Source organism: Paenibacillus marchantiophytorum (genome assembly GCF_014640555.1).
GTDB lineage: Bacteria > Bacillota > Bacilli > Paenibacillales > NBRC-103111 > Paenibacillus_E > Paenibacillus_E marchantiophytorum.
Genome location: NZ_BMHE01000002.1, coordinates 339,049 through 364,121 on the forward strand (window position 1 = coordinate 339,049; position 25,073 = coordinate 364,121).

General features: G+C 45.7%; 25 protein-coding genes, 1 tRNA gene, 1 pseudogene and 1 riboswitch. Of the genes and pseudogenes, 15 read left to right on the forward strand and 12 right to left on the reverse strand.

Features of this window, described 5'->3' with window-relative positions; translation table 11 throughout:
* Positions 1 to 12: 12 nt before the first annotated feature.
* Complete coding sequence (locus IEY34_RS03895; protein ID WP_189007851.1) at positions 13 to 1,755, forward strand: GGDEF domain-containing protein; 1,743 nt, start codon at positions 13 to 15, stop codon at positions 1,753 to 1,755.
* A gap of 10 nt (positions 1,756 to 1,765) precedes the next feature.
* Here IEY34_RS03895 and IEY34_RS03900 read toward each other — a convergent pair whose 3' ends face one another.
* Positions 1,766 to 2,515, reverse strand: coding sequence for an HAD family hydrolase (locus tag IEY34_RS03900; RefSeq protein ID WP_189007853.1), 750 nt, complete (start codon positions 2,513 to 2,515; stop codon positions 1,766 to 1,768).
* A gap of 133 nt (positions 2,516 to 2,648) precedes the next feature.
* Here IEY34_RS03900 and polA point away from each other — a divergent pair, with 133 nt between their 5' ends.
* The 5 genes from polA to IEY34_RS03925 all read left to right on the forward strand — a co-directional run bounded on the left by polA (position 2,649) and on the right by IEY34_RS03925 (position 8,250).
* On the forward strand, positions 2,649 to 5,309 hold the full coding sequence (gene polA / locus IEY34_RS03905) for a DNA polymerase I (protein ID WP_189007855.1): 2,661 nt from the start codon (positions 2,649 to 2,651) through the stop codon (positions 5,307 to 5,309).
* A gap of 34 nt (positions 5,310 to 5,343) precedes the next feature.
* Positions 5,344 to 6,204: a DNA-formamidopyrimidine glycosylase gene (gene mutM, locus IEY34_RS03910; protein ID WP_189007857.1), complete on the forward strand. Its 861-nt coding sequence runs from the start codon at positions 5,344 to 5,346 to the stop codon at positions 6,202 to 6,204.
* Positions 6,205 to 6,303: 99 nt separating this feature from the next.
* Positions 6,304 to 7,032 carry an MntP/YtaF family protein gene (locus IEY34_RS03915; RefSeq protein WP_189007859.1) on the forward strand — a complete coding sequence of 243 codons (729 nt, stop codon included), beginning with the start codon at positions 6,304 to 6,306 and terminating at the stop codon, positions 7,030 to 7,032.
* 22 nt (positions 7,033 to 7,054) lie between these two features.
* The gene (coaE, locus tag IEY34_RS03920; RefSeq protein ID WP_189007861.1) at positions 7,055 to 7,651 is read left to right on the forward strand and encodes a dephospho-CoA kinase; all 597 of its coding nucleotides are present in this window, start codon (positions 7,055 to 7,057) and stop codon (positions 7,649 to 7,651) included.
* Positions 7,648 to 8,250, forward strand: a complete 603-nt coding sequence (locus IEY34_RS03925; protein ID WP_189007864.1) for a lytic transglycosylase domain-containing protein — start codon at positions 7,648 to 7,650, stop codon at positions 8,248 to 8,250. The genes coaE and IEY34_RS03925 overlap by 4 nt, the downstream gene beginning before the upstream one ends.
* Positions 8,251 to 8,314: 64 nt before the next feature.
* On the opposite strand, the gene IEY34_RS03930 is transcribed toward IEY34_RS03925, so the two are convergent.
* On the reverse strand, positions 8,315 to 8,539 hold the full coding sequence (locus IEY34_RS03930) for an alpha/beta-type small acid-soluble spore protein (RefSeq protein WP_079414920.1): 225 nt from the start codon (positions 8,537 to 8,539) through the stop codon (positions 8,315 to 8,317).
* A gap of 119 nt (positions 8,540 to 8,658) precedes the next feature.
* Between IEY34_RS03930 and nrdR the strand changes: the two genes are divergently transcribed.
* Positions 8,659 to 9,138 carry a transcriptional regulator NrdR gene (nrdR, locus tag IEY34_RS03935; RefSeq protein ID WP_189007867.1) on the forward strand — a complete coding sequence of 160 codons (480 nt, stop codon included), beginning with the start codon at positions 8,659 to 8,661 and terminating at the stop codon, positions 9,136 to 9,138.
* A 223-nt stretch (positions 9,139 to 9,361) separates the two neighbouring features.
* Here nrdR and IEY34_RS03940 read toward each other — a convergent pair whose 3' ends face one another.
* A complete protein-coding gene (locus IEY34_RS03940) occupies positions 9,362 to 9,553 on the reverse strand; it encodes a hypothetical protein (protein ID WP_189007870.1) in 192 nt (63 codons plus the stop codon).
* Positions 9,554 to 9,598: 45 nt separating this feature from the next.
* Positions 9,599 to 9,694: riboswitch (cyclic di-GMP riboswitch) on the reverse strand.
* Positions 9,695 to 9,783: 89 nt separating this feature from the next.
* On the opposite strand from IEY34_RS03940, the gene IEY34_RS03945 reads away from it, so the two are divergent.
* On the forward strand, positions 9,784 to 9,954 hold the full coding sequence (locus IEY34_RS03945) for a hypothetical protein (RefSeq protein WP_189007873.1): 171 nt from the start codon (positions 9,784 to 9,786) through the stop codon (positions 9,952 to 9,954).
* A gap of 72 nt (positions 9,955 to 10,026) precedes the next feature.
* Here the strand turns inward: IEY34_RS03945 and htpG are convergent, their stop codons facing one another.
* Complete coding sequence (htpG, locus tag IEY34_RS03950; RefSeq protein ID WP_189007876.1) at positions 10,027 to 11,907, reverse strand: molecular chaperone HtpG; 1,881 nt, start codon at positions 11,905 to 11,907, stop codon at positions 10,027 to 10,029.
* 515 nt (positions 11,908 to 12,422) lie between these two features.
* Complete coding sequence (locus IEY34_RS03955) at positions 12,423 to 12,758, reverse strand: winged helix-turn-helix transcriptional regulator (protein WP_189007880.1); 336 nt, start codon at positions 12,756 to 12,758, stop codon at positions 12,423 to 12,425.
* 131 nt (positions 12,759 to 12,889) lie between these two features.
* On the opposite strand from IEY34_RS03955, the gene IEY34_RS03960 reads away from it, so the two are divergent.
* The 3 genes from IEY34_RS03960 (at position 12,890) to cysI (ending at position 17,921) form a co-directional block, all read left to right on the forward strand.
* Entirely contained in the window at positions 12,890 to 14,062 is a 1,173-nt protein-coding gene (locus tag IEY34_RS03960) for an MFS transporter (RefSeq protein WP_189007882.1), read from the forward strand.
* A gap of 249 nt (positions 14,063 to 14,311) precedes the next feature.
* Positions 14,312 to 16,144 (forward strand): assimilatory sulfite reductase (NADPH) flavoprotein subunit, encoded by a 1,833-nt coding sequence (locus tag IEY34_RS03965; protein WP_189007885.1) that lies wholly within the window; start codon positions 14,312 to 14,314, stop codon positions 16,142 to 16,144.
* Between the two features lie 55 nt (positions 16,145 to 16,199).
* The gene (gene cysI, locus IEY34_RS03970) at positions 16,200 to 17,921 is read left to right on the forward strand and encodes an assimilatory sulfite reductase (NADPH) hemoprotein subunit (protein ID WP_189007888.1); all 1,722 of its coding nucleotides are present in this window, start codon (positions 16,200 to 16,202) and stop codon (positions 17,919 to 17,921) included.
* Positions 17,922 to 17,971: 50 nt separating this feature from the next.
* Here cysI and IEY34_RS36510 read toward each other — a convergent pair whose 3' ends face one another.
* Positions 17,972 to 18,658 (reverse strand): vWA domain-containing protein, encoded by a 687-nt coding sequence (locus IEY34_RS36510; RefSeq protein ID WP_229757460.1) that lies wholly within the window; start codon positions 18,656 to 18,658, stop codon positions 17,972 to 17,974.
* 63 nt (positions 18,659 to 18,721) lie between these two features.
* Positions 18,722 to 19,351 (reverse strand): annotated as a pseudogene (locus IEY34_RS36515) (TerD family protein); the annotation flags it as partial.
* A gap of 210 nt (positions 19,352 to 19,561) precedes the next feature.
* Between IEY34_RS36515 and IEY34_RS03980 the strand changes: the two are divergent.
* A complete protein-coding gene (locus tag IEY34_RS03980; protein ID WP_189007895.1) occupies positions 19,562 to 19,822 on the forward strand; it encodes a hypothetical protein in 261 nt (86 codons plus the stop codon).
* Positions 19,823 to 19,842: 20 nt separating this feature from the next.
* On the opposite strand, the gene IEY34_RS03985 is transcribed toward IEY34_RS03980, so the two are convergent.
* Together IEY34_RS03985 and IEY34_RS03990 are read right to left on the reverse strand one after the other, a co-directional pair.
* Positions 19,843 to 20,229: a hypothetical protein gene (locus IEY34_RS03985; RefSeq protein WP_189007898.1), complete on the reverse strand. Its 387-nt coding sequence runs from the start codon at positions 20,227 to 20,229 to the stop codon at positions 19,843 to 19,845.
* Positions 20,230 to 20,288: 59 nt separating this feature from the next.
* A complete protein-coding gene (locus tag IEY34_RS03990; protein WP_189007901.1) occupies positions 20,289 to 22,115 on the reverse strand; it encodes an SgrR family transcriptional regulator in 1,827 nt (608 codons plus the stop codon).
* 114 nt (positions 22,116 to 22,229) lie between these two features.
* On the opposite strand from IEY34_RS03990, the gene IEY34_RS03995 reads away from it, so the two are divergent.
* Positions 22,230 to 22,379 (forward strand): hypothetical protein, encoded by a 150-nt coding sequence (locus IEY34_RS03995; protein ID WP_189007904.1) that lies wholly within the window; start codon positions 22,230 to 22,232, stop codon positions 22,377 to 22,379.
* Here the strand turns inward: IEY34_RS03995 and IEY34_RS04000 are convergent.
* Together IEY34_RS04000 and IEY34_RS04005 are read right to left on the reverse strand one after the other, a co-directional pair.
* Positions 22,357 to 22,872 (reverse strand): VanZ family protein, encoded by a 516-nt coding sequence (locus IEY34_RS04000; protein ID WP_189007906.1) that lies wholly within the window; start codon positions 22,870 to 22,872, stop codon positions 22,357 to 22,359. The genes IEY34_RS03995 and IEY34_RS04000 overlap by 23 nt on opposite strands.
* Before the next feature lie 16 nt (positions 22,873 to 22,888).
* Positions 22,889 to 23,176 (reverse strand): hypothetical protein, encoded by a 288-nt coding sequence (locus tag IEY34_RS04005; protein ID WP_189007909.1) that lies wholly within the window; start codon positions 23,174 to 23,176, stop codon positions 22,889 to 22,891.
* A gap of 208 nt (positions 23,177 to 23,384) precedes the next feature.
* On the opposite strand from IEY34_RS04005, the gene IEY34_RS04010 reads away from it, so the two are divergent.
* Positions 23,385 to 23,457, forward strand: a tRNA-Ala gene (locus IEY34_RS04010).
* A gap of 443 nt (positions 23,458 to 23,900) precedes the next feature.
* Positions 23,901 to 24,035, forward strand: a complete 135-nt coding sequence (locus tag IEY34_RS37475) for a type II toxin-antitoxin system Phd/YefM family antitoxin (protein ID WP_189007994.1) — start codon at positions 23,901 to 23,903, stop codon at positions 24,033 to 24,035.
* Between the two features lie 134 nt (positions 24,036 to 24,169).
* Here IEY34_RS37475 and IEY34_RS04020 read toward each other — a convergent pair whose 3' ends face one another.
* Positions 24,170 to 24,586: an ABC transporter transmembrane domain-containing protein gene (locus IEY34_RS04020; protein ID WP_189007911.1), complete on the reverse strand. Its 417-nt coding sequence runs from the start codon at positions 24,584 to 24,586 to the stop codon at positions 24,170 to 24,172.
* Between the last annotated feature and the right edge of the window lie 487 nt (positions 24,587 to 25,073).

Here is a 25,073-nt window from a genome sequence, read left to right on the forward strand (position 1 = left end):
GGGATGATGGACATGAAGGCTCAGTCAGAAATGCTTGACCAGTTTCATAAGATAATCAGGGAGCAGCTCCTATATTCCGTTTATCAACCCATTGTATCTTTACAGGACGGACAAGTAATGGGGTATGAAGCTTTGATTCGCGGGCCCAAAGAGAGCCCGTTCCATTCCCCGCTAGCGATGTTCCAATTCGCAGAGCAAGAGGGTGAACTTTACCCGCTTGAACAGTTGGCTCGTGAAAAAGCCATTCAAGGATCCATTTTGGAGCATCCTCAGCAATTGCTTTTTATTAATATTTCTTCACAAGTCTTGTATGATCCAGGGTTTATTCCAGGCAAAACACTGGAGATTTTGCAGCGGCATGGCCTGAATCCGAGCAACGTTGTATTTGAAATAACGGAAAGAAGTTCAATTGAAGATTTTTCATTGGCCAAAAAAATGCTCGAGCATTACCGCAAGCAGGGCTATCGGATTGCCATCGATGATGCGGGGGCCGGGTATTCCTCCCTTCAAGCGATCGCCGAGCTGCAGCCTGATTTTATAAAAATTGATCGTTCGCTCATTGAACATATCCATAAAAGCAAGGTGAAAGAGTACATCCTGGAAACCTTCGTTACTTTTGCCCAAAAAATGAACATTTCCCTGATTGCCGAAGGAATCGAACATGCAGATGAATTGATTAAACTAACTAGACTCGGCGTGCATTACGCGCAAGGGTTTTTGCTGGGCAAACCCGAAGTGTCCGCCGCCAAGGTGCATGACCATTTGGCCATGCTGATCTGGCAGCACCGCAAAGTGCAAGGTCTCAGTATGACGTGGAATATTGGCGATTTGGCTACACCAGTCCAGGTATTTGACAAAAGAGTGCTGATTTCGGAGGTCGCGGATTATTTCAAAAAGAATCAAGATGCCGTGGGTGTTGTTATCACGAGCGAGGAAGTACCTGTAGGACTCGTGATGAGAGAGCGCCTGTTCCAGCATTTGGCAGGTCAATACGCCTTCTCCTTATTTTGGAATCGGACGATTGATGGCATCATGGATGAAGCCCCGCTCATTGTGGATGAGTTCATGTTTGTTGAGCAAGTGTCCCAAATGGCGACTTCGCGGTCCATTCATCATTTGTATGACCTTGTCATCATTACAAGCTACGGGAAGATGGCGGGAGCAGCTTCTATTAGGACCATTCTGGAAAGTATTACGAATGTACGGATGGAATCCGCGCGTGTGGCGAATCCGTTAACAGGACTGCCAGGCAATTTGCAAATCAATCGGGAATTAACCAAACGGATCAATGAGAGCAAGCCATTTCACGTGGTGTACGCAGATCTGGATTATTTCAAATGGTTCAATGACCGTTTCGGTTTCCAAAAAGGGGATCAGTTGATTCAATATACCGCAGATATTATGCAGCAGGCGATTGCCGTATGTGGAACCCCGCACGATTTTGTGGGGCATGTGGGAGGCGATGATTTCATTGCTATCTCTGTCACGCGGGAACCTGAGCAGTTGTGTCAGGAGATGATTCGTCGCTTTGAACAAGGCGTTAAGCTGTTTTATGAAGAGGAAGAATGGGAATATGTCTGGGATCGGAGCGGGAATAAGGTAAAAAGCGAGGGAGTCACATTATCGCTTTCGCTCGTCGTTTGCAGCTGTGAAACTCCCATTTCACTCGAACATATTTCACACACGGCCGCGACGCTCAAGAAGAAAGCCAAAGCGCATCAAGGCAGCATTTATTATTTTCAAAATATTGGCTGACAAACAACGCCTAGAAGGTATAGACGAGTTGTTTAAAAGAACGAATGATAATGACTTTCTGCTTACCGATGCGCCGCTCGGAAATTTTCTTAATATTCCCCGGATGAATCCAGATGGCATCCATGCCGCTTGAGGCGGCCCCTACAACGTCATTCCGCCACGAGTTACCGACCATCACACATTGGCTTGGAACCGCGCTCATGGACCTTAAAGCACTTTCGAAGATCGCAGGGTGCGGTTTGCGCGGACCATCCTTTTCGGAGCTGAATAGCCGGTTCTGGTCAATCCAAGGTGTCAATTTCATTTTCTCCAAGTTATTCTGCAGTCGCCTTCGATTCCCATTGCTTATGATCGCGAGTTGATAGTTCTGAGATAAGGCTTCCAGGGTATCCTCGACACCCGGAAAGAGTGCCACGAAGTTATCCTCCTGTTCTTCCACCTGTTCAAAAAAAGCCCTCGTAAACATGGGATTCACATTCACTGGCAAGGTCTGAAGCGCTTTGCGCAAACAAATATGGCGCAGCTCATCCGGTGAAATCGGGCTCCGAATCGGAGCCTTGCGGTGACGGCTCCATTCCATCTTGTAGCTCTGCAGAGCATCTTGCACGGAAAACTGCGACTCATCCGGCTCCCACCTCGCCGTGTAGTCGTTCATAACCTCAAGAAAGGCCGAATCAAAGCATTGTCTGCGATCCAGAATCGTATTGTTCATATCAAAAAAGATGAATTTTTTACGTGTTGGTGAGAAAAAAGGGCTCATACGGAGAACCTCCTTCTGAAGTCCTAGCCATCCAATCATGCTTTCCTTTTATGTTTATGTGCGGAACCGTTTTTTTATTTTAATTTCGTATGCTATGATGAAGGAAGTATGTCAAAAATCGGGGTGCGAACTTATGGATAAGCTTATAATTATTGATGGAAACTCTATTGCGAATCGAGCTTTCTATGCCTTGCCGCTGCTAAGCAATTCAAGCGGATTGCATACCAATGCGGTATATGGCTTTACAACTATGCTGCTCAAGCTCATTGAAGAAGAAAAACCGACACATTTTCTCGTTGCTTTCGATGCGGGGAAAATAACGTTTCGACATAAAGAATATACGGAGTACAAAGGCGGCCGAGCCAAAACGCCGACGGAGCTTTCCGAGCAATTTCCACTAATCAAAGAACTTCTGACGGCTTTCAAAATTACACAGTTTGAACTGTCAGGCTATGAAGCTGACGATATCATCGGTACGCTGACCAAAGTAGCTGATGAAAAAGGCAAGAAAGTGCTGCTGGTTTCGGGAGATAAGGATATGCTGCAGTTGGCCTCCGATCATGTGACCGTAGCCATTACGCGCAAAGGCATCACGGAAGTAGAACTGTACAATCCGCAAGAGATCAAAGATAAGTATGGGCTGACGCCTGCGCAAATCATTGACCTCAAAGGTCTAATGGGCGATACTTCAGACAACATTCCGGGGATTCCCGGCGTTGGCGAAAAAACCGCACTGAAAATGCTGCATGAATTCGGTTCGGTTGAAGAAGTGCTTGCCAATACCGCAAGTCTCAAAGGCAAAATGAAGGAAAAAGTCGAAGAACATGCCAAAGATGCGATCATGAGTAAAGAACTCGCGACGATATTCCGTGAGGTCCCCATGGAAACCGAGTGGAATTCGTATCGCTATGACGGCTTTGATGGACAAGCTTTATCCGGGATGTTTCGTAAACTCGAATTCAAATCGCTCCTAGAGAAGATGGATTTCGGTCCTGGCGCCGTAGCTGAAGATCAGGTTGTGGAGAGTCTGGAAGCCGTTGCTGTGACGGAAACGAATGTAGGTGATCTTGTCGGGAAATTAAGCGACAGCGCTGCGATTCACGTGGAAGCGGTTGGTGAAAATCCACATCAGGCTGCGCCTGTTGGCGTGGTATGGTTTGTTGATGACGGGGCGGAGAATAAATCCTATTACGTGCCTATCTCATTGCTGAAAAGCGAAGCGGGAGAGCCGCTGCGCACGTGGCTCAGCGATGCGTCCAAGAAAAAGCAGCTCTTCGACCTGCACCGTGCTCGTTTGGTGCTGGCATGGCAAGGCATCACGCTGGCTGGCGTGGATTTCGATGCGCTTTTGGCCTCTTATTTGCTGGATCCGACAGAGTCGAATCTGAGCTTAAGCGGCCTGACCTATAAGTACGGTTTGCCAGGCGTTAAAACCGACGAAGAAGTATTCGGCAAAGGGGCGAAGTTTCGCCTGCCGGAACTGACAGCGCTTAGCGACCATCTGGGCCGCAAAGGGATGGCGGTTGCGCGCATCGTACCGGTGCTGCGCGAAGAACTGGAGAAGAGCGGCATGCAGAGCCTCTTCTACGAACTTGAGCAGCCTCTGGCGGGTGTTCTTGCCGAGATGGAACTGCAAGGCATCCTCGTGGACGCTGAGGGCCTTAAAGCGCTTGGTGTCGAGCTGGTGAAGCAGCTCGACACGATCATGGCCAGCATCTACAAGCTCGCTGGCGTCGAGTTCAACATCAACTCGCCGAAGCAGCTTGGCGAGATTCTGTTCGAGAAGCTGGGGCTGCCAGCTTGGAAGAAGACCAAAACCGGCTACTCGACGGATGCCGAGGTGCTGGAACGTCTAGCGCCCTACAATGAAATCGTAGGGCAGATCCTGCACTACCGTCAGCTCGCGAAGCTGCAATCGACGTACGTCGAAGGGCTGCTGAAAGAGGTGCGGCCGGAGACCGGCAAGGTGCATACCTATTACCGGCAGACCATTGCCGCCACAGGCCGGCTCAGCAGCCAGTTCCCGAACCTCCAGAATATTCCGATTCGTCTGGAGGAAGGGCGCAAGATCCGCAAGGTCTTCGTTCCATCCGAGCCTGGATGGTACATTCTTGCCGCGGATTACTCGCAGATCGAACTACGCGTGCTTGCGCACATCTCGCAGGATGAGAAACTGAAGGAAGCGTTCCTTCAGAATATGGACGTTCATACGAAGACGGCGATGGATGTCTTCGGCGTCGAGGAGAGCGCCGTCGATTCGAACTTGCGCCGCCAAGCCAAAGCCGTTAACTTCGGTATTGTTTACGGCATCAGCGGCTATGGTTTATCTCAGAACTTGGACATTTCCCGCAAGGATGCAGAGCAGTTCATTGAACAGTATTTTGCTGTCTTCCAAGGGGTTCGCAAATATATGGACGATATCGTGAAGGATGCTCGCCGAGATGGGTTTGTGACCACCATGCTGCAGCGCCGCCGCTATTTGCCCGAGATTACGGCATCGAATTTCAATCTGCGCTCCTTTGCGGAGCGCACGGCGATGAACACCCCAATCCAGGGGACGGCGGCCGATATTATTAAGCTGGCCATGGTACAGATGGCGGAACGCTTGAAGCAAGATGGGCTGAAGAGCCGCATGCTGCTTCAAGTTCATGATGAGCTCGTCTTCGAAGTGCCGGAACATGAACTGGAGACGATGCGCCGTCTCGTCCCAGAAGTCATGGCATCAGCGCTTCCACTCGACGTTCCGCTTAGCGCGGACGTTGATTATGGACTTACTTGGTACGATGCCAAGTAAGTCTTCACATTCCACCATAAAGAGGTGAACATCCGTGCCTGAACTACCTGAAGTCGAAACGGTCAAACGGACGCTGAATACTTTAATTACCGGAAAAACGATTGCACATGTTCAGGTCAGATTGCCGCGCATTATTCAGAAACCTGATGATATCCAAGTTTTTGAGGTTTTGCTGCAAGGGCAGACCGTCGAAAACATCGAACGCAGAGGGAAATTCCTGCGGTTCATTCTTACCGATTATGTGATGGTCTCCCATTTGCGAATGGAAGGCCGCTACGGGGTATATGACGCCAATGATCCCTTAGAGCTTCACACCCATGTATTGTTCCGTTTCACGGACGATAGTGAACTTCGCTACAAGGATGTGCGTCAGTTTGGAACGATGCATCTGTTCCCGCGAGGCGAAGAATTAACGCAGCCACCGCTGCATAAGCTGGGGCTTGAACCGCTCGACGAGGCCTTCACTTTCGAAGCTTTCCGCGAACGGATTGCTCATAAGTCCACCAAGATTAAACCGCTCCTGCTGAACCAAGAATATATTGTCGGTATCGGGAATATTTATGTAGACGAGTCCTTATTTCTGGCGGGCATTCATCCTGAACGGGAGGCGTCGTCGCTGAGCAGGAAAGAACTCGTTCTCCTTCATGCAGCCATCATCAAGACGCTGAGCGACTCGGTGGAAGTGGGAGGCTCTTCGATTAAATCGTATGTGAACGGACAAGGGGAAATTGGCTTGTTCCAGCATCAATTGAACATTTATGGCAGACAGTCGCAAGCTTGCAATACATGCGGGACAGAAATTTACAAGACCGTCGTTGGCGGTAGAGGCACGCATATCTGTCCGCTCTGCCAGCCGCTCAAACGTCAGCGTATTCGAAAGAAGTTAGAGAAATAGGCACGTGAGACATACCCTTCCCATATGATATGGAGTACTTAGCCCAGATAAACAGCTTCCTTAGCGCGTTTGCCGGGTAACACTCTTAGGAGGGGTATTATGCTTCCTGTCATTTCTTTACTTATTCTGGCTTTTGCAGTTTCATTGGATGGTTTCGGTGTTGGTGTGATGTATGGGCTGCGCAAAATACGTATTCCGCTCCTCTCCATTGGAATTATATCGCTATGGTCTGGTATCATTATTTATAGCTCGATGCAAATTGGCGTGCTGATGTCCTCTTTCTTGTCACCTATCGTTGCTCAGCGGATTGGCGCTTTTATTCTGATCGGAATCGGCGCCTGGGCATTGGCGCAAACGAGGCAGAAGTCTCAGGAAGAGTCCGGCAAGTTGACGGAGCAAGCTTCGGTAAGCGGCATGCAGGCTGATTCAGCCATGAGAGCATTGGGGGCTAACGAACTCGCTTCCTATGACACGCTGCAAAGAACCAAGGAAATTTTGAACATAGAGTTGAAACGATTCGGTTTGGTGATTCAAATATTGCGCACACCCTCAATTGCCGATGTCGACAAGTCCGGAAATATTTCAGCGTCTGAAGCCACACTGCTTGGTCTGGCACTTTCGCTCGATGCTTTCGGCGCAGGGATTGGTGCGGCCTTGATTGGTTTTGTACCTTTATTGACGGCTTCTGTGATTTCGATTGCGAGTGGTTCCTTTATTGCTCTGGGACTGCGGATTGGCTTCCGGTATGCAGAGATGAAGTGGATGAAGAAGCTGTCGATTCTCCCAGGATGTGTCCTTATCGTGATGGGTCTTTTGAAAATGTTATAGTCTAATTAGGAGAGAACTGCCCATGAATATCGGGTTAACAGGAGGAATCGCCTGCGGCAAAAGCACGGTCAGTGCCATGCTGGTTAGCCGCGGCGCTCTATTGGTAGATGCGGATCAAATCGCCCGTGATGTTGTCGAGCCCGGCAGCCCTGTTCTTGAACAGGTTGCAGCCCACTTTGGACAAGCAGTTCTGCAACCAGATGGTTCTCTTCATCGCAAAAAACTAGGTGAAATCGTCTTTGGTCAGACAGAAGCACGGAAACAGTTGGAAAGTATTCTACACCCCCCTATACGTAAACAAATGCGGGAACAGATGGAAGCCTACGAGCAGCAGTATCCGAACAGGCTGGTTGTGGTGGATGTCCCTTTATTGATAGAATCAAATTTGAGCTTTATGTTTGAAGAAGTCTTAGTCGTCTATGTGCCGCGTCATGTTCAGTTGGAACGACTTATCCACAGAGACGGATTAACCGAGTCCGAGGCCAATAAGCGGATTAACTCTCAGATGTCGATTGAAGAGAAACGCCAACTGGCTGATATCGTGATTGACAACAGCGGGTCATGGGAACAGACCCAATCTGAAGTAGAGCGATTTTGGTTAAGGAAGGGGCTCTCATGACGTTTTTGCGTAAAAAACGCGTTTTTGCCCTTTTACTCGTCTGTTTCATCGTGGTTCTCTTTATGAACAGTTCATTTATCGGGAGAAAGCTGTATCCGATCTACTTTGAGCAGGAAATCAGGCAGAGCGCGGCGAAACACCATATAGATCCTTTTCTTATTGCTGCAATCATTCGTGTCGAGACGAACTATAAGCACCATTTGGAGTCCAAAAAAGGCGCGTTAGGTCTGATGCAGCTCATGCCGGATACGGCAGACTGGATTGTGGAATCGACAAAACTAGAGCCGCATGCACAAAAGGATTTACTCGAAGTAGATGTGAACATTAATTTGGGGTCATGGTATCTGAGTTGGCTGCAGAAGCATTACAATGGCAATTTGGTTTATGCGATTGCCGCTTATAATGCGGGTCAGGGTAATGTGAATAAGTGGAAGCAAAATGACATTTGGGACGGCACCCAAGCGAACATCAATCAAATTCCGTTTGGTGAGACGCGTCATTATGTTCAGCGAGTTTTGTATTATTATGAGAAGTATACGAATCTTTATTCCGAGCGCTGGGGAGCTCTCCCCAACCAAAACAAAGAAGCATTGGACTAGCTCCTTGTGGGGGCCTAGAGTCCAATACTTCCTGTTTGGCAGATTCAGAAGCTAATCTTCAAGATTACTTGAATTGACCAGCCAAAGATTGTTCTGCGATTTGTACCAGGCGACGAGTAATGTGACCACCGATGGCACCAGTGTCACGAGTAGCCATATTACCGTAGTATCCATCTTGTGGGATAGAGATACCTAGCTCTTGAGCTACTTCGTATTTCAACTGATCCAACGCTGCGTTAGCTTGAGGAACGACTAATGTGTTGCTGCTGCGGGATTGTCCTGCGCTCATGTCTGTTCACCTCCTTGTCGGTTGGTACTAGTATTGTGCGCAAAACTGCGAAGTTCATAACTTGTAACATATGGTAATCCTTCAACCATTCAACCAGGAGAGAAAGGAGTGAAAAGCGAATGAAATGTCCGTTTTGTGACTATTCCGGTACGAAAGTGCTTGATTCCCGTTCTGCGAATGAAAATAAATCGATTCGTCGGCGTCGTGAATGTGAAAAATGCACAAGAAGATTCACAACCTTTGAGATGGTGGAAGAAACTCCGCTTATCGTGATTAAAAAAGATGGCAGCCGGGAAGAATTTAGTCGAGAGAAAATTTTGCGGGGCTTGATTCGCGCCTGTGAGAAGCGGCCTGTTTCTATGGAGCGATTGGAAATGATCGTATCCGAGGTCGAAATGCAGCTGCGCACGACAGCTCATGCTGAAGTCGAAAGTCTGGGCATCGGAGAAATCGTTATGGAGCAATTGTACCCCGTCGATGAAGTGGCGTACATTCGCTTCGCTTCCGTCTATCGGCAGTTTAAAGATATTAACATGTTCTTGAAGGAGCTCACGCAAATTCTGGGAAAGCATGATTCCGGATTGCTCCGGGATAAATAAATAGCTGTAAGTTGCACCCGCAAGAATAAATCACAGCGGCAGCGCTGGTGGTTTGCAATTACGAAATCTGACAAAAAAGTAGAAAAAGACAGCGGGTTTCCCGTTGTCTTTTTCTTTTGCAAGCTTATAAATTCAGCAATTACTTAATTATCATGAATTGAAAAAAAATTATTTTATAGACACCAACCGACTGTATTTTTGATTGCGTTGTTGCATAATTCTTTTATTGAGTACGATTGTCCAATTCACTTCGCAGAAAATGTATAAATCGAATGGATTCTTCAGGGGTCAAAAGATTGTCATCAAACTTAAAGGAGAACATGTCCAGAATATCGCTCTCAGGAAGATGCAAATGTTCAATCAATTGCCTGACATCCAAACTCATTGCGCCATCTAACGTGATTTTACCCATCATTATTATCTCCTCCTAGGCTTTCTACATGAATCGGACGGAGGCTATACCGGTAGCTGGCTGACATCTTGACCATTGTGACATGTCAATTTAGTCCCTATAGCTTTGCGTCACCACTTTTCAATGGTTTTGCCTTTATCGTACCGATTCATGCTTGTATCAAAACTATATCACATTTAAGGATCAGGTTGCATTAATAACAATTACATTTATTCGAAGGATGGTTGAAACATATGTCCGTCAATTCTAATCCAATTCCCCATATTTCTTGCGAGTTAGATATCGTTAAGGTTGCTTATTCACTGGGAATTGATCAAGAGCGCTTACTGGCTTATGTGTACTCAAATGTGCAAGCAACCAAACAGACCGATGACAAGGAGCTATCGCCGGATTATCAGAGTTGACGGTTCGCATAGGTATGGATGCAAAAAGATCCTCAATTCCACAAAATCGGGAAATTGAGGATCTTTCTTTCATTAAACCATGATTTTGCAAATATCGTTTGTGAATTCAACCGGATCCTGCAGCGGCAAGCCTTCGATCAAGAGCGCTTGATTGTAGAGGAGAGCTGTGTACAGGTTCAGCTTATCCTTATCTTTGGCAAGGGCGTCTTTCAGTGAGGCGAAAACGTCATGGTTGATATTGATTTCCAATACCTTCTCAGCTTTCACATTCGGATTGTTCGGCATCGCATTTAAGATTTTTTCCATCTCAATGGTTACATCGCCATCCGTGGATAAGCAGACAGGGTGAGTTTTCAACCGCTTGGATGCTTTCACATTGGACACTTTGCCGGATAACAGGTTCTTCATGTAGTCAAAAAGCTCCTGGTTTTCGTTCTTGTCGGATTCGTTTTCCGCTTCCTTGTCGTCTGCCTCAATGCCCAGATCGCCGCTGGATACGGATTTAAATTCTTTTTCTTTGTAGGTCATGATCATTTTGATCGCAAACTCATCGATATCGTCTGTGAAATACAAGTATTCGTAGCCTTTTTCAGAGACAATTTCCGTTTGTGGAAGCTTATCGATACGCTCGATGGATTCCCCGGAAGCATAATAGATATACTTCTGATCTTCCGGCATCCTTGCGATGTATTCATCCAACGTGACGAGCTTTTTCTCCTTGGAGGAGTAGAACATCAGCAGGTCCTGAAGGACGTCCTTGTGAGTGCCGTAGTCGCTGTATACACCGAATTTCAATTGACGGCCGAAGGCTTTATAGAACTGCTCGTACTTGTCTCTTTCGTCTTTCAACAAGCTTTGCAGCTGGCCTTTGATCTTGCTTTGAATATTTTTGGCGATCAGCTTCAATTGACGGTCATGCTGCAGCATTTCTCTGGAAATGTTCAGTGATAAGCTTTCAGAGTCAACCATACCCTTCACGAAGCTGAAGTAGTCCGGCAGCAAATCAGCACATTTATCCATGATCAAGACACCATTGGCATAGAGCTCCAAACCTTTTTCGAACTCTTTGGAGTAGTAGTCAAAAGGCATATTTTCCGGGATAAAGAGAATGGCTTGGTAAATCACAGCACCATCGGCGCTGACATGAATGTGCTTGAGCGGCTTATCGAAGCCGTAGTGCTTCTCATGATAGAACTTTTCGTAATCTTCCGGTGTGAGCTCGCTTTTGTTTTTACGCCAGATCGGCACCATGCTGTTCACGTGCTGTTCTTCTTCATAATCCTCGAATTCACTTTCACTGCCTTCTTTCAAGCGTTTGCCGGCAATGTCCATTTTGATCGGATAGCGGATGAAATCAGAGTATTTTTTGATAATCGCCTTTAAGCGATACTCATCCAAATATTCATCATAGTTGTCATCTTCGCTGTTATCTTTGATTGTCAAAACAATTTCGGTACCCACAGAATCTTTCTCGCAAGCCTCGATCGTATACCCGTCAGCGCCCGTAGATTGCCATCTGTAAGCCACATCACTGTTCAGAGCCTTACTGGTCACCGTAACGACATCTGCGACCATAAACGCCGAATAGAAGCCTACACCGAACTGACCGATGATGTTGTGTCCGTCTTTCGCTTCGTTTTCCTTCTTGAAGGCCAGTGATCCGCTCTTGGCAATGATCCCCAGATTATTCTCCAGGTCTTCTTTGGTCATCCCAATTCCTGTATCGCGAATCGTTAACGTACGGTTAGCTTTGTCAGCTACAACTTTAATGAAATAGCTATCTTTATCAAAGACCAACGCATCATCCGTCAATGCCTTGTAATAAATCTTGTCGATGGCATCGCTTGCATTGGAGATGAGTTCTCTCAGAAAAATCTCTTTTTGTGTGTAAATGGAGTTAATCATCATTTCCAAAAGTCTTTTGGATTCAGCCTGAAATTGTTTCTTTTCCACGGGGAGATCTCCTTTCAAATTTGAACGATGTAATGGGTTCATAAGTTCTTGCGAATGACTGCGTTAGCACTCTCTTACTTCGAGTGCTATTCAATAATTTTATAACATTGTTACATTATTATGTCAAATGAAAGATCATTGAAGCGCCAGGTTGGAGCCTTTGGTTGAAGAATTAATGTTCGAATTCCCGACAACCTCGACAGCCCCGAGAGCCCCGAGAGCCCCGAGAGCCCCGACAGCCCCGACAGCCCCGACAGCCCCGACTACTACTAAACCCGCGAAAGGGAACTACGTTCCCTTATTTCTAATCCAAACAGGCATTCGGCTAGTCAAGGGGAACTAGGGTACGCTAATTTGCCTAGTTTGAAGGATTTTCGCCTTGCAGAGGTGAAATAAGGGATCCTATTTCCCTTTCAACTGCAAATATCGGTTTTTGGGTCAATTAGCGGATTGTAGTTCCTTTTCACAGAAATTTATGGTAGCAAGATGTCAGGAAACTTGATCAGCGAAGCCGCTTATTCCGTGGTTTGGGCACCCCATTTGAGCGACCATTTCTCCATCTCTTTCAGAGAGGATTGAAAATCCTCGCCTTTGGCCGTTAGTGAATATTCAACGGACACAGGAACAGTGGGGAATACCTCTCGGCGGACGATGCCATTTTTCTCCAAGTGGCGAAGCGCGTCTGTTAATGACTGAGTCCTAACGATAGCCAGATCTCTGTGCAGCTGCTGGAAACGTCTTGGTCCTTTGGCCAATTCAGCAATTACCAAGAAGGACCACTTGGCCCCTAATATTTGCAGCACCGAACAAATGGCCGAGGAATTTTGTGCTTCTTTTTCCGTTGATTCCATGCTTCATTCACCAACTTACTATTGTATAGGTAGTCAAAATATTTGGATAAAGACCAATTGCTTTGCCTTCTTACCTAAAGTATGCAACTTCATTATAATACACTCAAGAGATCTTGAGGAGGATGATTATAATGAATCGCATGACGATTTATATGCTTACAATTGGGGTGTTTTTAACAGCTACAGCTGAATTAATTGTCTCTGGTATTCTTACGTATATTGCTGAAGATCTGCATGTATCCTTAGCCCTTGCTGGGCAATTAATTACCGCTTATTCCCTATCCTTTGCCGTAGGAACTCCTATCCTGGTCTCGCTGACTGCCCGAATGGGTCGTAGAAAGGTACTCTTTGGCTCGCTGTTCGTCTTTATCATGGGAAGCTTATTGTCGGCCTTGAGCACGACATTCGTACTGCTAATGTTATCTCGAATCGTGCTTGGGATCAGTGCTGGAGTCTATTTCGTCACGGTATTCGGGGCTGTCGCGAAGCTGGTCGTTCCAGAGAAATTGGGCAGTGCGATTGGCACCATTGTTCTTGGCTTTAGCACAGCAATGATCTTGGGAGTGCCCATGGGAATCTTGATAACGAAATGGCTCAGTTGGCAGGCTATTTTTGTCATACTGAGTTTGCTTAGCTTGTTGATTGCTTATAGCATCTATCGACTTGTACCGGAAATTGAGGGGGATGCGCCCATTTCTTTTATGAAACAATTTAAAGTATTGGGCAGCTTTGCCATTGTAAGCGGGCTATTTATTACTCTTTTCAAAGAATCCGGAAGCTCCATTCTATTCACATATATGACACCATTTATGCAAGAGATTCTTGAGCTCAAAGCGACCGCGATTAGCTTGGTCATGCTTGTTCTTGGCGTTGTTGGCTCAATCGGTTCCAAGTTTGGAGGATATGGTGTTGATCAATGGGGGGCTGCCCGCATGGTTTCGATGAGTTTAATTGTACAAATTACAGCTGCAGCCTTGCTGCCCGTCGCTGTTGGTTCGCTGCCGCTTAGCCTGCTATTGATCGGTTTTATCGTGTTGTCGATGTTTATCAGCGGTCCTGCTGTGCAAAGTTACTTCATTCAGCAAGCTCCGCAATCCGCCAATCTTGTTCTAAGTTTGAATACGTCCATCGTACATCTAGGATTGGCAGCCGGAGCGGGAGCAGGCGGATATCTGTTGGATTCGACCTCGACACTGTTGTATCATCCGTGGTTCGCGGGAATTATGCTTTTGCTAGGATTAACCGCAGCTATCTATTGCTTCTATCCTAGACATAGCCGCCAAACGAAATTGTCCGCCAAATGAGGTAGTTCAGCGAGTTGTAACGATCTGTTATAATAGCCTAGACAGACATTTCGTTGGATCTTGATAAGCTGGCGCGGGGGTTAGAAAAACCTGATCTTATAAGGTTATTTTTCTTTATCAGGATTACTGATAGATCTTATAAGTTCATTCTAATTGACCAGATCTCTCAAGCATGGTAGGTTCAGATGAGTGAATAGTGAGATATGTAAAGGGTTTCTTATCAATGCAGGCTACGAGAGGTGGATATTCTTGGAATTTCAAGTAACAAACAGTCCTTTTAACCAGGAACAAGTAGAATTGCTGAACCGTCTGTTACCGACATTGTCGGAAACACAACGGATCTGGCTGAACGGGTATCTTGCGGCTACCCAAGGATCAGCAGTAAGCGCAACAGCGGGGGCGGCTACAGGAAGTCCGGTTGTGACTTTGGCGGCGAACGCGCCGGTCATTTCCAAGGAAGTAACTGTGCTTTTCGGCTCCCAAACCGGCAAATCTCAAGGTTTAGCCAAAAAGGTTACGAAAAAGCTGGAAGACAGCGGCTTTCAGGTAACGCTTTCCTCGATGGCGGATTTCAAGCCGAACAATCTCAAAAAAGTACAAAACCTGCTTGTTCTGGTGAGCACGCATGGGGAAGGCGATCCGCCTGACAACGCTATTTCTTTCCATGAGTTCCTGCATAGCAAACGTGCGCCTCAGTTGGAAGATCTGCGTTATTCCGTGCTTTCCCTTGGAGATACGTCCTATGAGTTCTTCTGTCAGACAGGCAAAGATTTCGACAATCGTCTGGCTGAACTAGGCGGTAAACTTCTAACTCCTCGAGTGGATTGCGACGTTGATTTCGATGAGCCTGCTGGGGAGTGGATCAGCGCTGTTTTGGGTTCTCTTAACCAAGCTTCATCCGCATCCGTTGCAGTTAGCGCTGTCGATCATGCTGGAGAGAGTGCAGCCGAATCCGAATTTTCGAGAACGAATCCGTTTCAGGCAGAAGTTCTGGAGAATTTGAACCTGAACGGGCGTGGTTCCGACCGTGAAACACGTCACCTTGAGATTTCGCTCGAAGGATCAAACTTACAATATGAGCCAGGCGATTGCTTGGGTATTTACCCAGAGAATCACCCGCGTCTTGTCGAAGAATTAATTGGAGCTATGGGATGGAAATCCGATGAGCTTGTAACGATAAATAAAAATGGTGAAAAGCGTTCCCTACAGGATGCTTTGCTTCGCAATTATGAAATTACCGTCTTGACGAAACCGTTACTGGAGCAAGTTGTCAAACTTACTTCCAACAGCGGGCTGCAAGAACTGCTAGCGGCAGGACGTGAACAAGATTTGAAATCGTACCTTGTTGGACGCGATTTGCTTGATTTGGTACAGGATTATGCGCTGAAAGGTGTCTCATCTGCAGAATTTGTTGGAATTCTTCGGAAAATGCCTGCACGCTTGTACTCCATCGCGAGCAGTTTCAAATCCTTCCCAGACGAAGTGCACGTTACCGTTCGCACGGTTCGTTATGAGGCGCAGGGCAGAGAACGTTATGGCGTTTGCTCCGTACAACTCGCAGAACGTATTCAAGCTGGCGATGCGCTGCCGGTTTATATTCAGAACAATCCGAACTTCAAGCTGCCCGAAAATCCAGAAACGCCGATCATCATGATTGGTCCAGGTACGGGCGTTGCTCCGTTCCGCGCATTCTTGGGTGAGCGTGAGGAGCTTGGAGCTGAGGGGAAATCCTGGCTCTTCTATGGTGATCAACATTTCTCCACCGATTTCCTTTACCAAGTTGAATGGCAGAAGTGGCTCAAGAATGGGGTGTTGACGCGTATGGATGTTGCATTCTCCCGCGACACTGACCAGAAGGTATATGTACAGCATAGAATGCTTGAGAAAAGCGCTGAGCTTTACAAATGGCTCCAAGAAGGAGCTTGTGTTTACGTCTGTGGCGATGAAAAGAAAATGGCTCACGATGTTCACGCAACCTTGGCAGCGATCATTGAACAAGAAGGAAGTTTCAGTCCGGAAGAAGCTGCTGAATATTTGACCCGCATGCAACAGCAAAAACGTTATCAAAGGGATGTTTACTAAACGCCAAGTTTACTAAACCTATGTCTCAGAGATCGCGAGAGGAGTAAGGCCGACAATGTCAGATAATAATTTAGTATCAACAAATAGCGCACCGCATAGCGATGTAGAGGAAATCAAGATCAGAAGTAATTACCTCCGGGGGAGTCTGGAAGAAACGCTGAAAGACGCGATCACAGGCTCGATTCCCGAAGACGATAATCGTTTAATGAAATTTCACGGCAGCTATATGCAGGACGATCGCGACCTGCGCAATGAAAGACAAAAGCAGAAGCTGGAGCCAGCTTATCAGTTCATGCTTCGCGTCCGCGCAGCGGGCGGGATCGTAACGCCTGATCAATGGCTTATGATGGATCGCGTTGCTCAGAAATTTGCCAACGGTACAATTCGTTTAACGACGCGTCAATCTTTCCAATTGCATGGCGTTCTCAAGTGGAACATGAAGAAAACAATTCGCGAAGTGAACGATGCTTTGTTAAGCACATTAGCAGCTTGCGGAGACGTAAACCGTAATGTCATGTGTAATCCGAATCCGTTTCAATCCGATGTTCATGCAGAAGTTTACGAATGGGCCAGCCGCGTGAGCAATCATCTCGACCCCCACACCAAAGCCTATCATGAGATTTGGCTTGATGGCGAGAAAGTCGTAGACAGCTTGGATGGCGTAGAGCAAGAACCTATCTATGGACATGTCTATTTGCCGCGTAAGTTTAAAATTGGTGTTGCTGTTCCTCCTTCTAACGATGTGGATGTTTTTTCTCAGGATCTGGGCTTCATTGCTATCGTTGAAAATGGACGTCTTGTAGGCTTCAACGTTTCCGTTGGCGGCGGCATGGGGATGAGTCACGGCGATACGTTGACGTATCCGCAAGTTGCCCAAGTTATCGGATTTATCAAGCCGGAACAGATGATTGATTTGGCGGAGAAGACGGTTATGATTCAACGTGATTACGGCGATCGTTCTGTACGCAAGCATGCACGTTTCAAATATACGATTGATGACCGCGGCATCGATTGGTTCATAGGCGAACTGACAGCTCGTTTGGGTTGGAGTTTGGAACCAGCGCGGACTTACCATTTTGACAACAATGGAGATCGTTATGGTTGGGTAAAAGGAAGCAATGGCAAATGGCACTTCAACCTGTTTATCCAAAACGGCCGTGTGAAAGACGATGACAACTTCTTCTTGATGACGGGACTTCGCGAAATTGCCAAAGTGCACACGGGAGACTTCCGTTTGACCGCGAATCAGAACCTCATTATCGGCAACGTTAGCAGTCAGAAGAAGAAAAAGATTGAGGAATTGATCAAAGAGTATGGACTTACCGACGGGCTTCATTACTCCGCTCTGCGCAGAAGTTCCATGGCTTGCGTGTCGTTCCCAACGTGTGGATTGGCTATGGCTGAATCCGAACGTTACTTGCCGTCTTTGATCGATAAGCTTGAACCCATGCTGGATGAAGCTGGCCTGCGGGAGAAAGAAATTGTCATCCGCATGACGGGTTGCCCGAATGGCTGCGCTCGCCCCATGTTGGCAGAAATCGCGTTCATCGGCAAGGCTCAAGGCAAATACAATATGTATTTGGGTGGAGGCCACACCGGAAATCGTCTGAACAAACTGTACAAAGAGAATATCGGTGAAACGGAGATTCTGGATTCCTTGAAACCGATCATCAACCAATATGCCAAAGAGCGTGAGGACGGCGAACACTTCGGTGACTTTGTGATCCGCGCTGGATATGTGAGAGAAGTACGCTCAGGACAGGATTTCCACGCATAAAAGAAAGAAGTGCATCTGCGATTTGCAGGTGCACTTCTTTGTGTTCTGGACTAAGTCCTTAGTATTCTCAGCTCTGTTGCTTCTTTAATCCATTGCGGGAACTCATTGAGAAGCAGATTGTACAACGTTTCATCGGAGATGGCGGCTATATCATCGATATGAATAAAATTAGCATTGTCCACAATGCGGCCTTCCATGGTATCCAACTTCTTGAGTACTTCGAAATCAGAATGGCCTATGCCGACGAACTGCCAGAAAATCGGCTGAACAGCCGCTTCCGTTATGACTTTTTTGATACTTTTCAAGACGCCGCCATCATTAATGAATACTAAGAATACAGGAAGGGAAGAAACTTCTTCTTTGGTGTACTTCTTTATTACATCCTTCATGACAGGAGGTTCATTATTATAACCGAATTTATGAATACTGCGATTGCTGATAATTTGTTTTTGAACATAATCGTGGAAATCTGCTTCAGTAGCAGGCGATAATCTGCTGAATTCACTATCGTAAACCCACACATCCAGACTGGCATTATCGTCAAATTTACAGGCTACAGCCAAAATACGCTCGACGACCTCTTGAACAGTTCCATTGTTGTATAGATGTCTCATCGAACCTGAAATATCAAGAACTAGCCCGACTCTCGCAGTCAAATGAGTCAATTGCTTCTTTTCCAATGTGATTTGTACAAGCTTCTTGCGCAAATCAATGGTTGAGAGCGATTTCTCTTCCAGAGGGAGTGGAAGTTCTTGCTGAGCTTGAGGATTTTCCTCTACTTCCAAACCAAAGCTCGTGCACAAAGCAGCCAAACCTCCAAAAAAACCGCTCCCTATAGCGTTGAATTTCCACTCCCCGTTATGCCTGTATAATTCCCCTGCTACGATGGCCGTCTCCTTGTGCAAATCTGTTCCATAGTCAAAGCGGAAAATTTCTTCATTTCGTTCATTATTGACTAAGGTGACATAAAGATTAGACACATTTTTCATGATATAACCGTGTTTTTCAGCTTCATGAATGGTGACAGTGAATGCTAATTTAGCGGCGTTCTGCGGTATTTGTGATAAGTTAATTTGGATTAATTGTTTGACAGTACCATGACCATCCATTTGCTGATGGGAGATAGCTCCATGATAAACGGACGGATTGCCGTAGAAAACGAAGTCTTCATCCTGTTCACAACGGTTTCTGGCAGACAGCACAAAACAGGCAGCATCAATATTCATTTCCGGCACTGTGGAGGTCCAGCCAAACCGCAGACTAAGTGTAGACACGTTTGTACCTTTGGTAACGTCTACTTTTTGTCCTTTTGACAATAACATTTGAGTTCTCCTCTGTTTTGGAAATTGTTGTATAGTTTCTATCATAATTGAAAGGGTAGATTTAGAGAAGAGTTTGTGCAAATTTAATGCCATTTTCTGCGAAAGCATGCGAAACAGGGAGAATATTCAGCCGCTCGTGCAAAACAATCACGGCAAAAAAGGGCTGTCCCCAAAGTCAATGAACCTTGAGGCAAGTCCCTTTGCGAACTCAATAAACCGTTATTTGATCAAAATGGTCTGTTGGTGCTCAGCTCTATTCTATGAAATCGCGACCGGCCACTTCCTATGCTATAATAAAAAGAAAAAGGGAGTTACTTTATGAGCGATCCACGCAAAGAGCTTTGGGAAAAAAGAAAACAACTAGGCCGATCCAAGTACTTAATTTTGTTCGGCTTGCTCCCATGGGGCATTGGACTTACAATCTTAACCAGCATTATCGAAATTATCAGTTTCAAAGCACTCAACCCAGTCTGGATTCCGATTCGCCTGCTCGTCTTCTTTTTCATCGGTTTCTTCGTTGCGAATGCCCGTTGGCATGCCATGGAAACCCGTTATGAGCCTTATGTTAGACGACCTTAAAGGGTCGTTTTTTCTTTTACTCAGTGTAAAAAAGTTTGATCTTCGACATCGTCGGTATGAAATAGAGAAGCCGTACGGCTCAGTTTAAAATGCTCCTCCAAATCTGTGCGTATGGTGCCAATCGCCAAAATAGCATCTTTGAATTCTTCGCGTTCCACCCACTTGCTGTGAAACAATTCGTCCGACACATCCTGAAAAGCTTCATGTAAATTGTTGTCATACCAGTCGATTTCACTTGAAGCATCTTTGCGGTAAACGTGTCTCAAATCAAAATCATGGTCCAGCGTCGCAGCGAATTCAGCGAGTAAAACACCATGCACACCGTCAGCTTTGACTTCAATATCGACGCAACGAACATCATTTCGTTCAGTGTAACGCACGATATTGGCTTGTTTGATTTTCTTCATGTTCATACCCTCCGAATAATTTAATCATAGAGAGAGTATTTCCCGTTTTACAGGTTTTATCAACCGCCTGGCGCGAACCATATTTTGCGAAAATCGACCCAGCCCAGATCGTTAAGACTCACGCCTTTGATCGAGTTATGATAAGTCGTTTGCTGGGAACGATGAAGCACGAAAAGAAAGGATTTTTCTTCCTGTAGAATTTCAACCAATTGATGAAGCTTGCATATGCGTTCCTCGCGATTTGGATTTTGGAGGATTTGATCTATTTCTAGGTCTACCCAAGCCATGCGCTGCTCGCCTAAATGGGCACGGACGTAGCTGTTGCTTTGTTTCAACGTTTGGATAATATGAAGATCATATTCACTCTCCATACAAATGTGATAGAAAATCAAGTCCGATTCCATGATCGTTGACAGGTTCATCATGTCTGACTTGCTGCGAGTAATCAGTTCAATGGTTATGCCTGCTCGAGCACATTGCTCACAAATCCATACGGCATCTTCGTTGTGGTTGCTATAGATGTACATGTGAAGAACTTCCCCGCGATAGCCCATCTCTTCAAGCAACCGCCTGGCTTCCGCAAAATCTGTCCGATAGGGCGCTTCGGATCCACTTTGATTCAACGATGGCAAGAAGCTGCTCGCCGGGGCTTCACGAAAGCCGCCAAGCTCCTCAATCATCCGCTCGCGATCAATAATTAAGTCGATTGCTTTGCGAAAATTAGGGTGCTGCTGAGGACCTTTTTTGCTCCTGTTGAACGTAAGCAAGCTGCAGCCGAGAATGGACTGCTCGATCTGATGCCACTCCGAATCTTTCCCAACCGCACCGACGGGTTTGCGGGAGTTATTGTGATCGCACAGCACCTGAACCGTATCCCAGCTCGGACCCACTTCAGATAAATCCGGCGGCAGCAGCCAAATTTCCACTTGATCGAGATGGGGTCTGACACCAAAATAACTGTCAAAAGCACGAAGTTTGCATATATAATCATCGTTGCGTTCCAAACGAAAAGGCCCCGTACCGATGGGCATACGCCCAAAAATGTCCTCATTATCGCGGCAAATTTCCTCAGGTAGAATAGCTAGCGAAGAGTGAGCTAATTGTTGAAGGAAGAGCACATTCGGCTGTTTCAACTCTATAGCGATCGCGCTGCGGTTCAAAACCGTCATATTCTCAATCGTTTCCGTCATCCAGCCCTGGCTCGCAGATAGACCCAAATCCTTGAGCCTGGAGATCGAATAATGAACATCGTGGGCTGTCATTTCTCGACCGTGATGGAACAAAACGCCTTTTCTCAAATAAAAGGTGTAATGCAGGCCATCTTCACTTATCTCCCAGTAATGGGCCAAATGGGGCTCAATCACCATCGTTTGCGAGTTATTTTGAACCAATGTATCAAATATTTGATTGATCAGATGACTGTCGAAGGCGAAAAAAGAAAATGCCGGGTCCAACGACACCAGCCACTTATAAACGGGGAATCGCAGCGTATCCTTATAACGCTCTTCATATTCGACAGCACGATAGCCAAAGAAGCTGAATAACCAATCGATGAAGGAATCTTGCAGCGCTTCTCCCTTGCCCAATTGGTGAATCAACTCAATAGTCCCTTTATAATCGCCTTGACTGGCCAAGGCCATCGCTTGTTTCGAGATCATATCCTCAGCGGATACGAGAAAAGTTAACTCCGAGACATTCCCGCGGCCTCTGCCGGGCTTCCAAGAAATCCACTCTTGCTCACACATCTTCTTCAGCAAAATTTTTACGTTCCGCGTCGAACAGTACAAACGATCTGCGAGTTCATCCAATGTAATCGGCTGTGGTTCCTGCTCAACGCCATGAGGAAAACTGGCCCTGAGCTCGAAAAAATGGCTTAAAAGCTGCATCGATTCAATCCTTTCCTTAAAAGGGGAAATAGTTAAATCGAATTATACACTTTTTGTTCCCCTTATTCCAGAGGTAAACTAGACCTATCAGGAAAAGAAAGGAAGGTGATCATTATGCAATCAACAGACTTCTACGCATCAGAGAAATTGATGCAATGGCAACAACAGGGTTTGGAAATCGAAGCTCGCGAGCTTTGGAAATTCAAATCGGTCAAAAAAAGAAAAGTCTATATGCTGCTGACTAGCTTATTCTTCTTCGTTTAATCCATCGACGGATTCCGAAGCCAATCAGGATGATGAGAACTGCGAGAACAACACCGATGGAATCAATGGCTACATCAATCGCATGTCCGGTTCGACCAGCAACAAACGTTTGATGCCATTCATCGGATGCCGCATAAAGGATTGAAATGGAGGAGGAGGTGAGCAGTGCGATGACGACTTTAACTTGCTTCGCCATAAGCGCTAAGGACCAGAGCAGGGCTAGGATAGCGTATTCGCTGACATGCCCTGCTTTTCTTATGAAGAATTCGATAACGCCGACAGGGTCCTGCCATGAAATCTTTTGGTGGTCATAGGTAAATTCAAAATGAGGCAAACTCTTTTGTAAATAATCGTTTGAGAACTTGGATTCCAAAAGCGGCCGCATACTCTGCTGCTCATACGATTCTGCTGACTTGAAAAAAATAAAGGCCATCCAAAGGACGGCTGCAGCTAAAAATAAATAAAAATAGGTCTTGGAAGATGACAGCTTCACAGGTGAAAATTCCCCTTTATGGATTCAATTTCTTACGAATACTGAACAAAGCAAAAAATTCAATAACCATCAAATTCACCGCAGAAACGCCATAGAAGGCCATTCCGAACATCATGTAGAATCCCTCCGGAGTCACGGATTTCCACCACAATGCCGCGGCAAGCGTCAACACAATATTCAAAGCCGTCGTTATCCAGAAAGAGAATCCTAAGCGATTCGTTCTCCTCATTAACCACACGCCAATCGCGAATGGGATTACAAAAGCAATTCCTAAGAACACCCAATATAACACTGCATTCGACACGTTCCGTCACTCCTACACGATCAACTAGTTTATTTTACTAGGTTAGCATGAATAAGAGGCTGAAAACAACGTTTGCCCCACTTTGCAACAGAAACGTCAAATGACCAACGCAAATAAAAAGGTTTCAAAAATATCTCCGCCAAGGACTTGCCTGAGGCCTATATTTCATGTATAATACGAAAAGTCGACATGAATTAAACGACATTACGGGGCCTTAGCTCAGCTGGGAGAGCGCATCGCTGGCAGTGATGAGGTCAGGGGTTCGATCCCCCTAGGCTCCATATAGAACGGAAAAAAAGAACATGTCATTGGACATGTTCTTTTTTTTCGTTCTAGGAGTCCAGGGGAGAGAACCCCGGCGGGTTCTCCCGCGCGGACGGAACGGATGAGTAATGCTCTAAAAACAGCGTTAACTAGTTAGAGAAAAGCCGCCTCACAATCCATCTGTCATTCTAATGAACTGGAGGATGCTTATAGACGAGAAAATGGCTACTTTGGTGATCTAATGAACTGTATTGGCGTTATCGAGTCATTTATAGGCGGAATGGCGATCATTTGCATGAAATAAAGCCTCGGGAATTCGTTGGATTTTTAAAATGTCCCATTTTGAGCAAATAAAGGTTATTGAGTTCGTAAGGGAACTGCTCAAGGTCCATCGGACTTGGGGACTGCCCTTTTTGTAATAGTAGGCGAATCGCTACATAAATGAGTTGACAAGCCCACTATTCGACCAAGCTCAGATCTAAGAAATCATTACAACGAGATATTTGATTTTTGCCATATATATGATGAACCTGTCTATATGACTAAGAATGGCCACGATGATCTGGCTGTAATGAGTATTGAAACGTACGAATAAATGGTTGGAAAGTTCGAACTATATAAGCTGCTGGATGAAGATATGGATGCATTGAAAATACAAAAGGTACGATCTTTTCATGAGGCATTTGCAGATATCGAGAAGAGAACTCCGGACTGAGCCTTAAATATCATTTAGTTATCACTGAGCTGGCAGAATCGGATTTGCGAGAAATCGCCGACGAATTGAGTGTTGAGCCGGCCTGTCTTTTCCTTATCGTAAAAGCTAAGGGGCAGCTTCTGTATGTGAGCGAATAGTTCACTGCGCAAGACGCTTTCCATGCGAGCGCCTATTTCATGACCTTTGTAGTCCACAAAGTAATTACCGATATTCTGGATCGCGACTAAAACGAGCATCAACCCTCCAACTTCATACACTTCACCCAGAGCAGTTGATGAATTTCCTTCCAGAACATTTTTCGTAATATACCGAACGAGCAATGGAAATACCAAGGTCACAACTGATGTGATAAAGGAGCAGGCTAATACTAAAATAAAAATGCGTAAATACGGTTTGTAATATGAGAAAAATTTATGAACTGAAGGACGCATCGAATTTCCCCCTTCTTTGTGTTATTTAAAAAACACATATAAGGGATATGCCGTTTATGAATTAAGAAAGTGTTTCCCCTTATACGTTTGCATGGTAGAATTCATCATTTTTTTCATGTTAATTCCTTCTCGTTCTTATAATTTCATCGTAAACCATTCCATTATTAAGCTCATGGTCTTATTTGGTTATAGTTAAACTTTATATTTCTGGATTGCTGCTAATATTACGCGGAAACATCGGAAAACAGTGTTAACGGGTAGAGATGAGCACCATGAACGGTAATTCAGCAGAAGCTTTGCAAAAAACCTAACATGAATATTTCGTTAGAATATATTCCTAAATATGTAATTAAATGATGTGTTTTTCTGGACAAAACACAAAAAAACCCCTAAGGTCGAGTTACAGACATGTTACCCCGACCAAAGGAGAGTCCATGGGTAACATATCAGATCAATCGACCATTCGTCAATGGTTTTCTTGGCTAAA

What these genes read in the sequence shown, in the direction of transcription:
- IEY34_RS03895 (WP_189007851.1), top strand. Translation starts at nt 13, where the DNA reads ATGAAGGCTCAGTCAGAAATGCTTGACCAGTTTCATAAGATAATCAGG.
- IEY34_RS03900 (WP_189007853.1), bottom strand. Translation starts at nt 2,515, where the DNA reads ATGAGCCCTTTTTTCTCACCAACACGTAAAAAATTCATCTTTTTTGAT.
- polA (WP_189007855.1), top strand. Translation starts at nt 2,649, where the DNA reads ATGGATAAGCTTATAATTATTGATGGAAACTCTATTGCGAATCGAGCT.
- IEY34_RS03915 (WP_189007859.1), top strand. Translation starts at nt 6,304, where the DNA reads ATGCTTCCTGTCATTTCTTTACTTATTCTGGCTTTTGCAGTTTCATTG.
- coaE (WP_189007861.1), top strand. Translation starts at nt 7,055, where the DNA reads ATGAATATCGGGTTAACAGGAGGAATCGCCTGCGGCAAAAGCACGGTC.
- IEY34_RS03925 (WP_189007864.1), top strand. Translation starts at nt 7,648, where the DNA reads ATGACGTTTTTGCGTAAAAAACGCGTTTTTGCCCTTTTACTCGTCTGT.
- IEY34_RS03930 (WP_079414920.1), bottom strand. Translation starts at nt 8,539, where the DNA reads ATGAGCGCAGGACAATCCCGCAGCAGCAACACATTAGTCGTTCCTCAA.
- nrdR (WP_189007867.1), top strand. Translation starts at nt 8,659, where the DNA reads ATGAAATGTCCGTTTTGTGACTATTCCGGTACGAAAGTGCTTGATTCC.
- IEY34_RS03940 (WP_189007870.1), bottom strand. Translation starts at nt 9,553, where the DNA reads ATGATGGGTAAAATCACGTTAGATGGCGCAATGAGTTTGGATGTCAGG.
- IEY34_RS03945 (WP_189007873.1), top strand. Translation starts at nt 9,784, where the DNA reads ATGTCCGTCAATTCTAATCCAATTCCCCATATTTCTTGCGAGTTAGAT.
- IEY34_RS03955 (WP_189007880.1), bottom strand. Translation starts at nt 12,758, where the DNA reads ATGGAATCAACGGAAAAAGAAGCACAAAATTCCTCGGCCATTTGTTCG.
- IEY34_RS03960 (WP_189007882.1), top strand. Translation starts at nt 12,890, where the DNA reads ATGAATCGCATGACGATTTATATGCTTACAATTGGGGTGTTTTTAACA.
- cysI (WP_189007888.1), top strand. Translation starts at nt 16,200, where the DNA reads ATGTCAGATAATAATTTAGTATCAACAAATAGCGCACCGCATAGCGAT.
- IEY34_RS03980 (WP_189007895.1), top strand. Translation starts at nt 19,562, where the DNA reads ATGAGCGATCCACGCAAAGAGCTTTGGGAAAAAAGAAAACAACTAGGC.
- IEY34_RS03985 (WP_189007898.1), bottom strand. Translation starts at nt 20,229, where the DNA reads ATGAAGAAAATCAAACAAGCCAATATCGTGCGTTACACTGAACGAAAT.
- IEY34_RS03990 (WP_189007901.1), bottom strand. Translation starts at nt 22,115, where the DNA reads ATGCAGCTTTTAAGCCATTTTTTCGAGCTCAGGGCCAGTTTTCCTCAT.
- IEY34_RS03995 (WP_189007904.1), top strand. Translation starts at nt 22,230, where the DNA reads ATGCAATCAACAGACTTCTACGCATCAGAGAAATTGATGCAATGGCAA.
- IEY34_RS04020 (WP_189007911.1), bottom strand. Translation starts at nt 24,586, where the DNA reads ATGCGTCCTTCAGTTCATAAATTTTTCTCATATTACAAACCGTATTTA.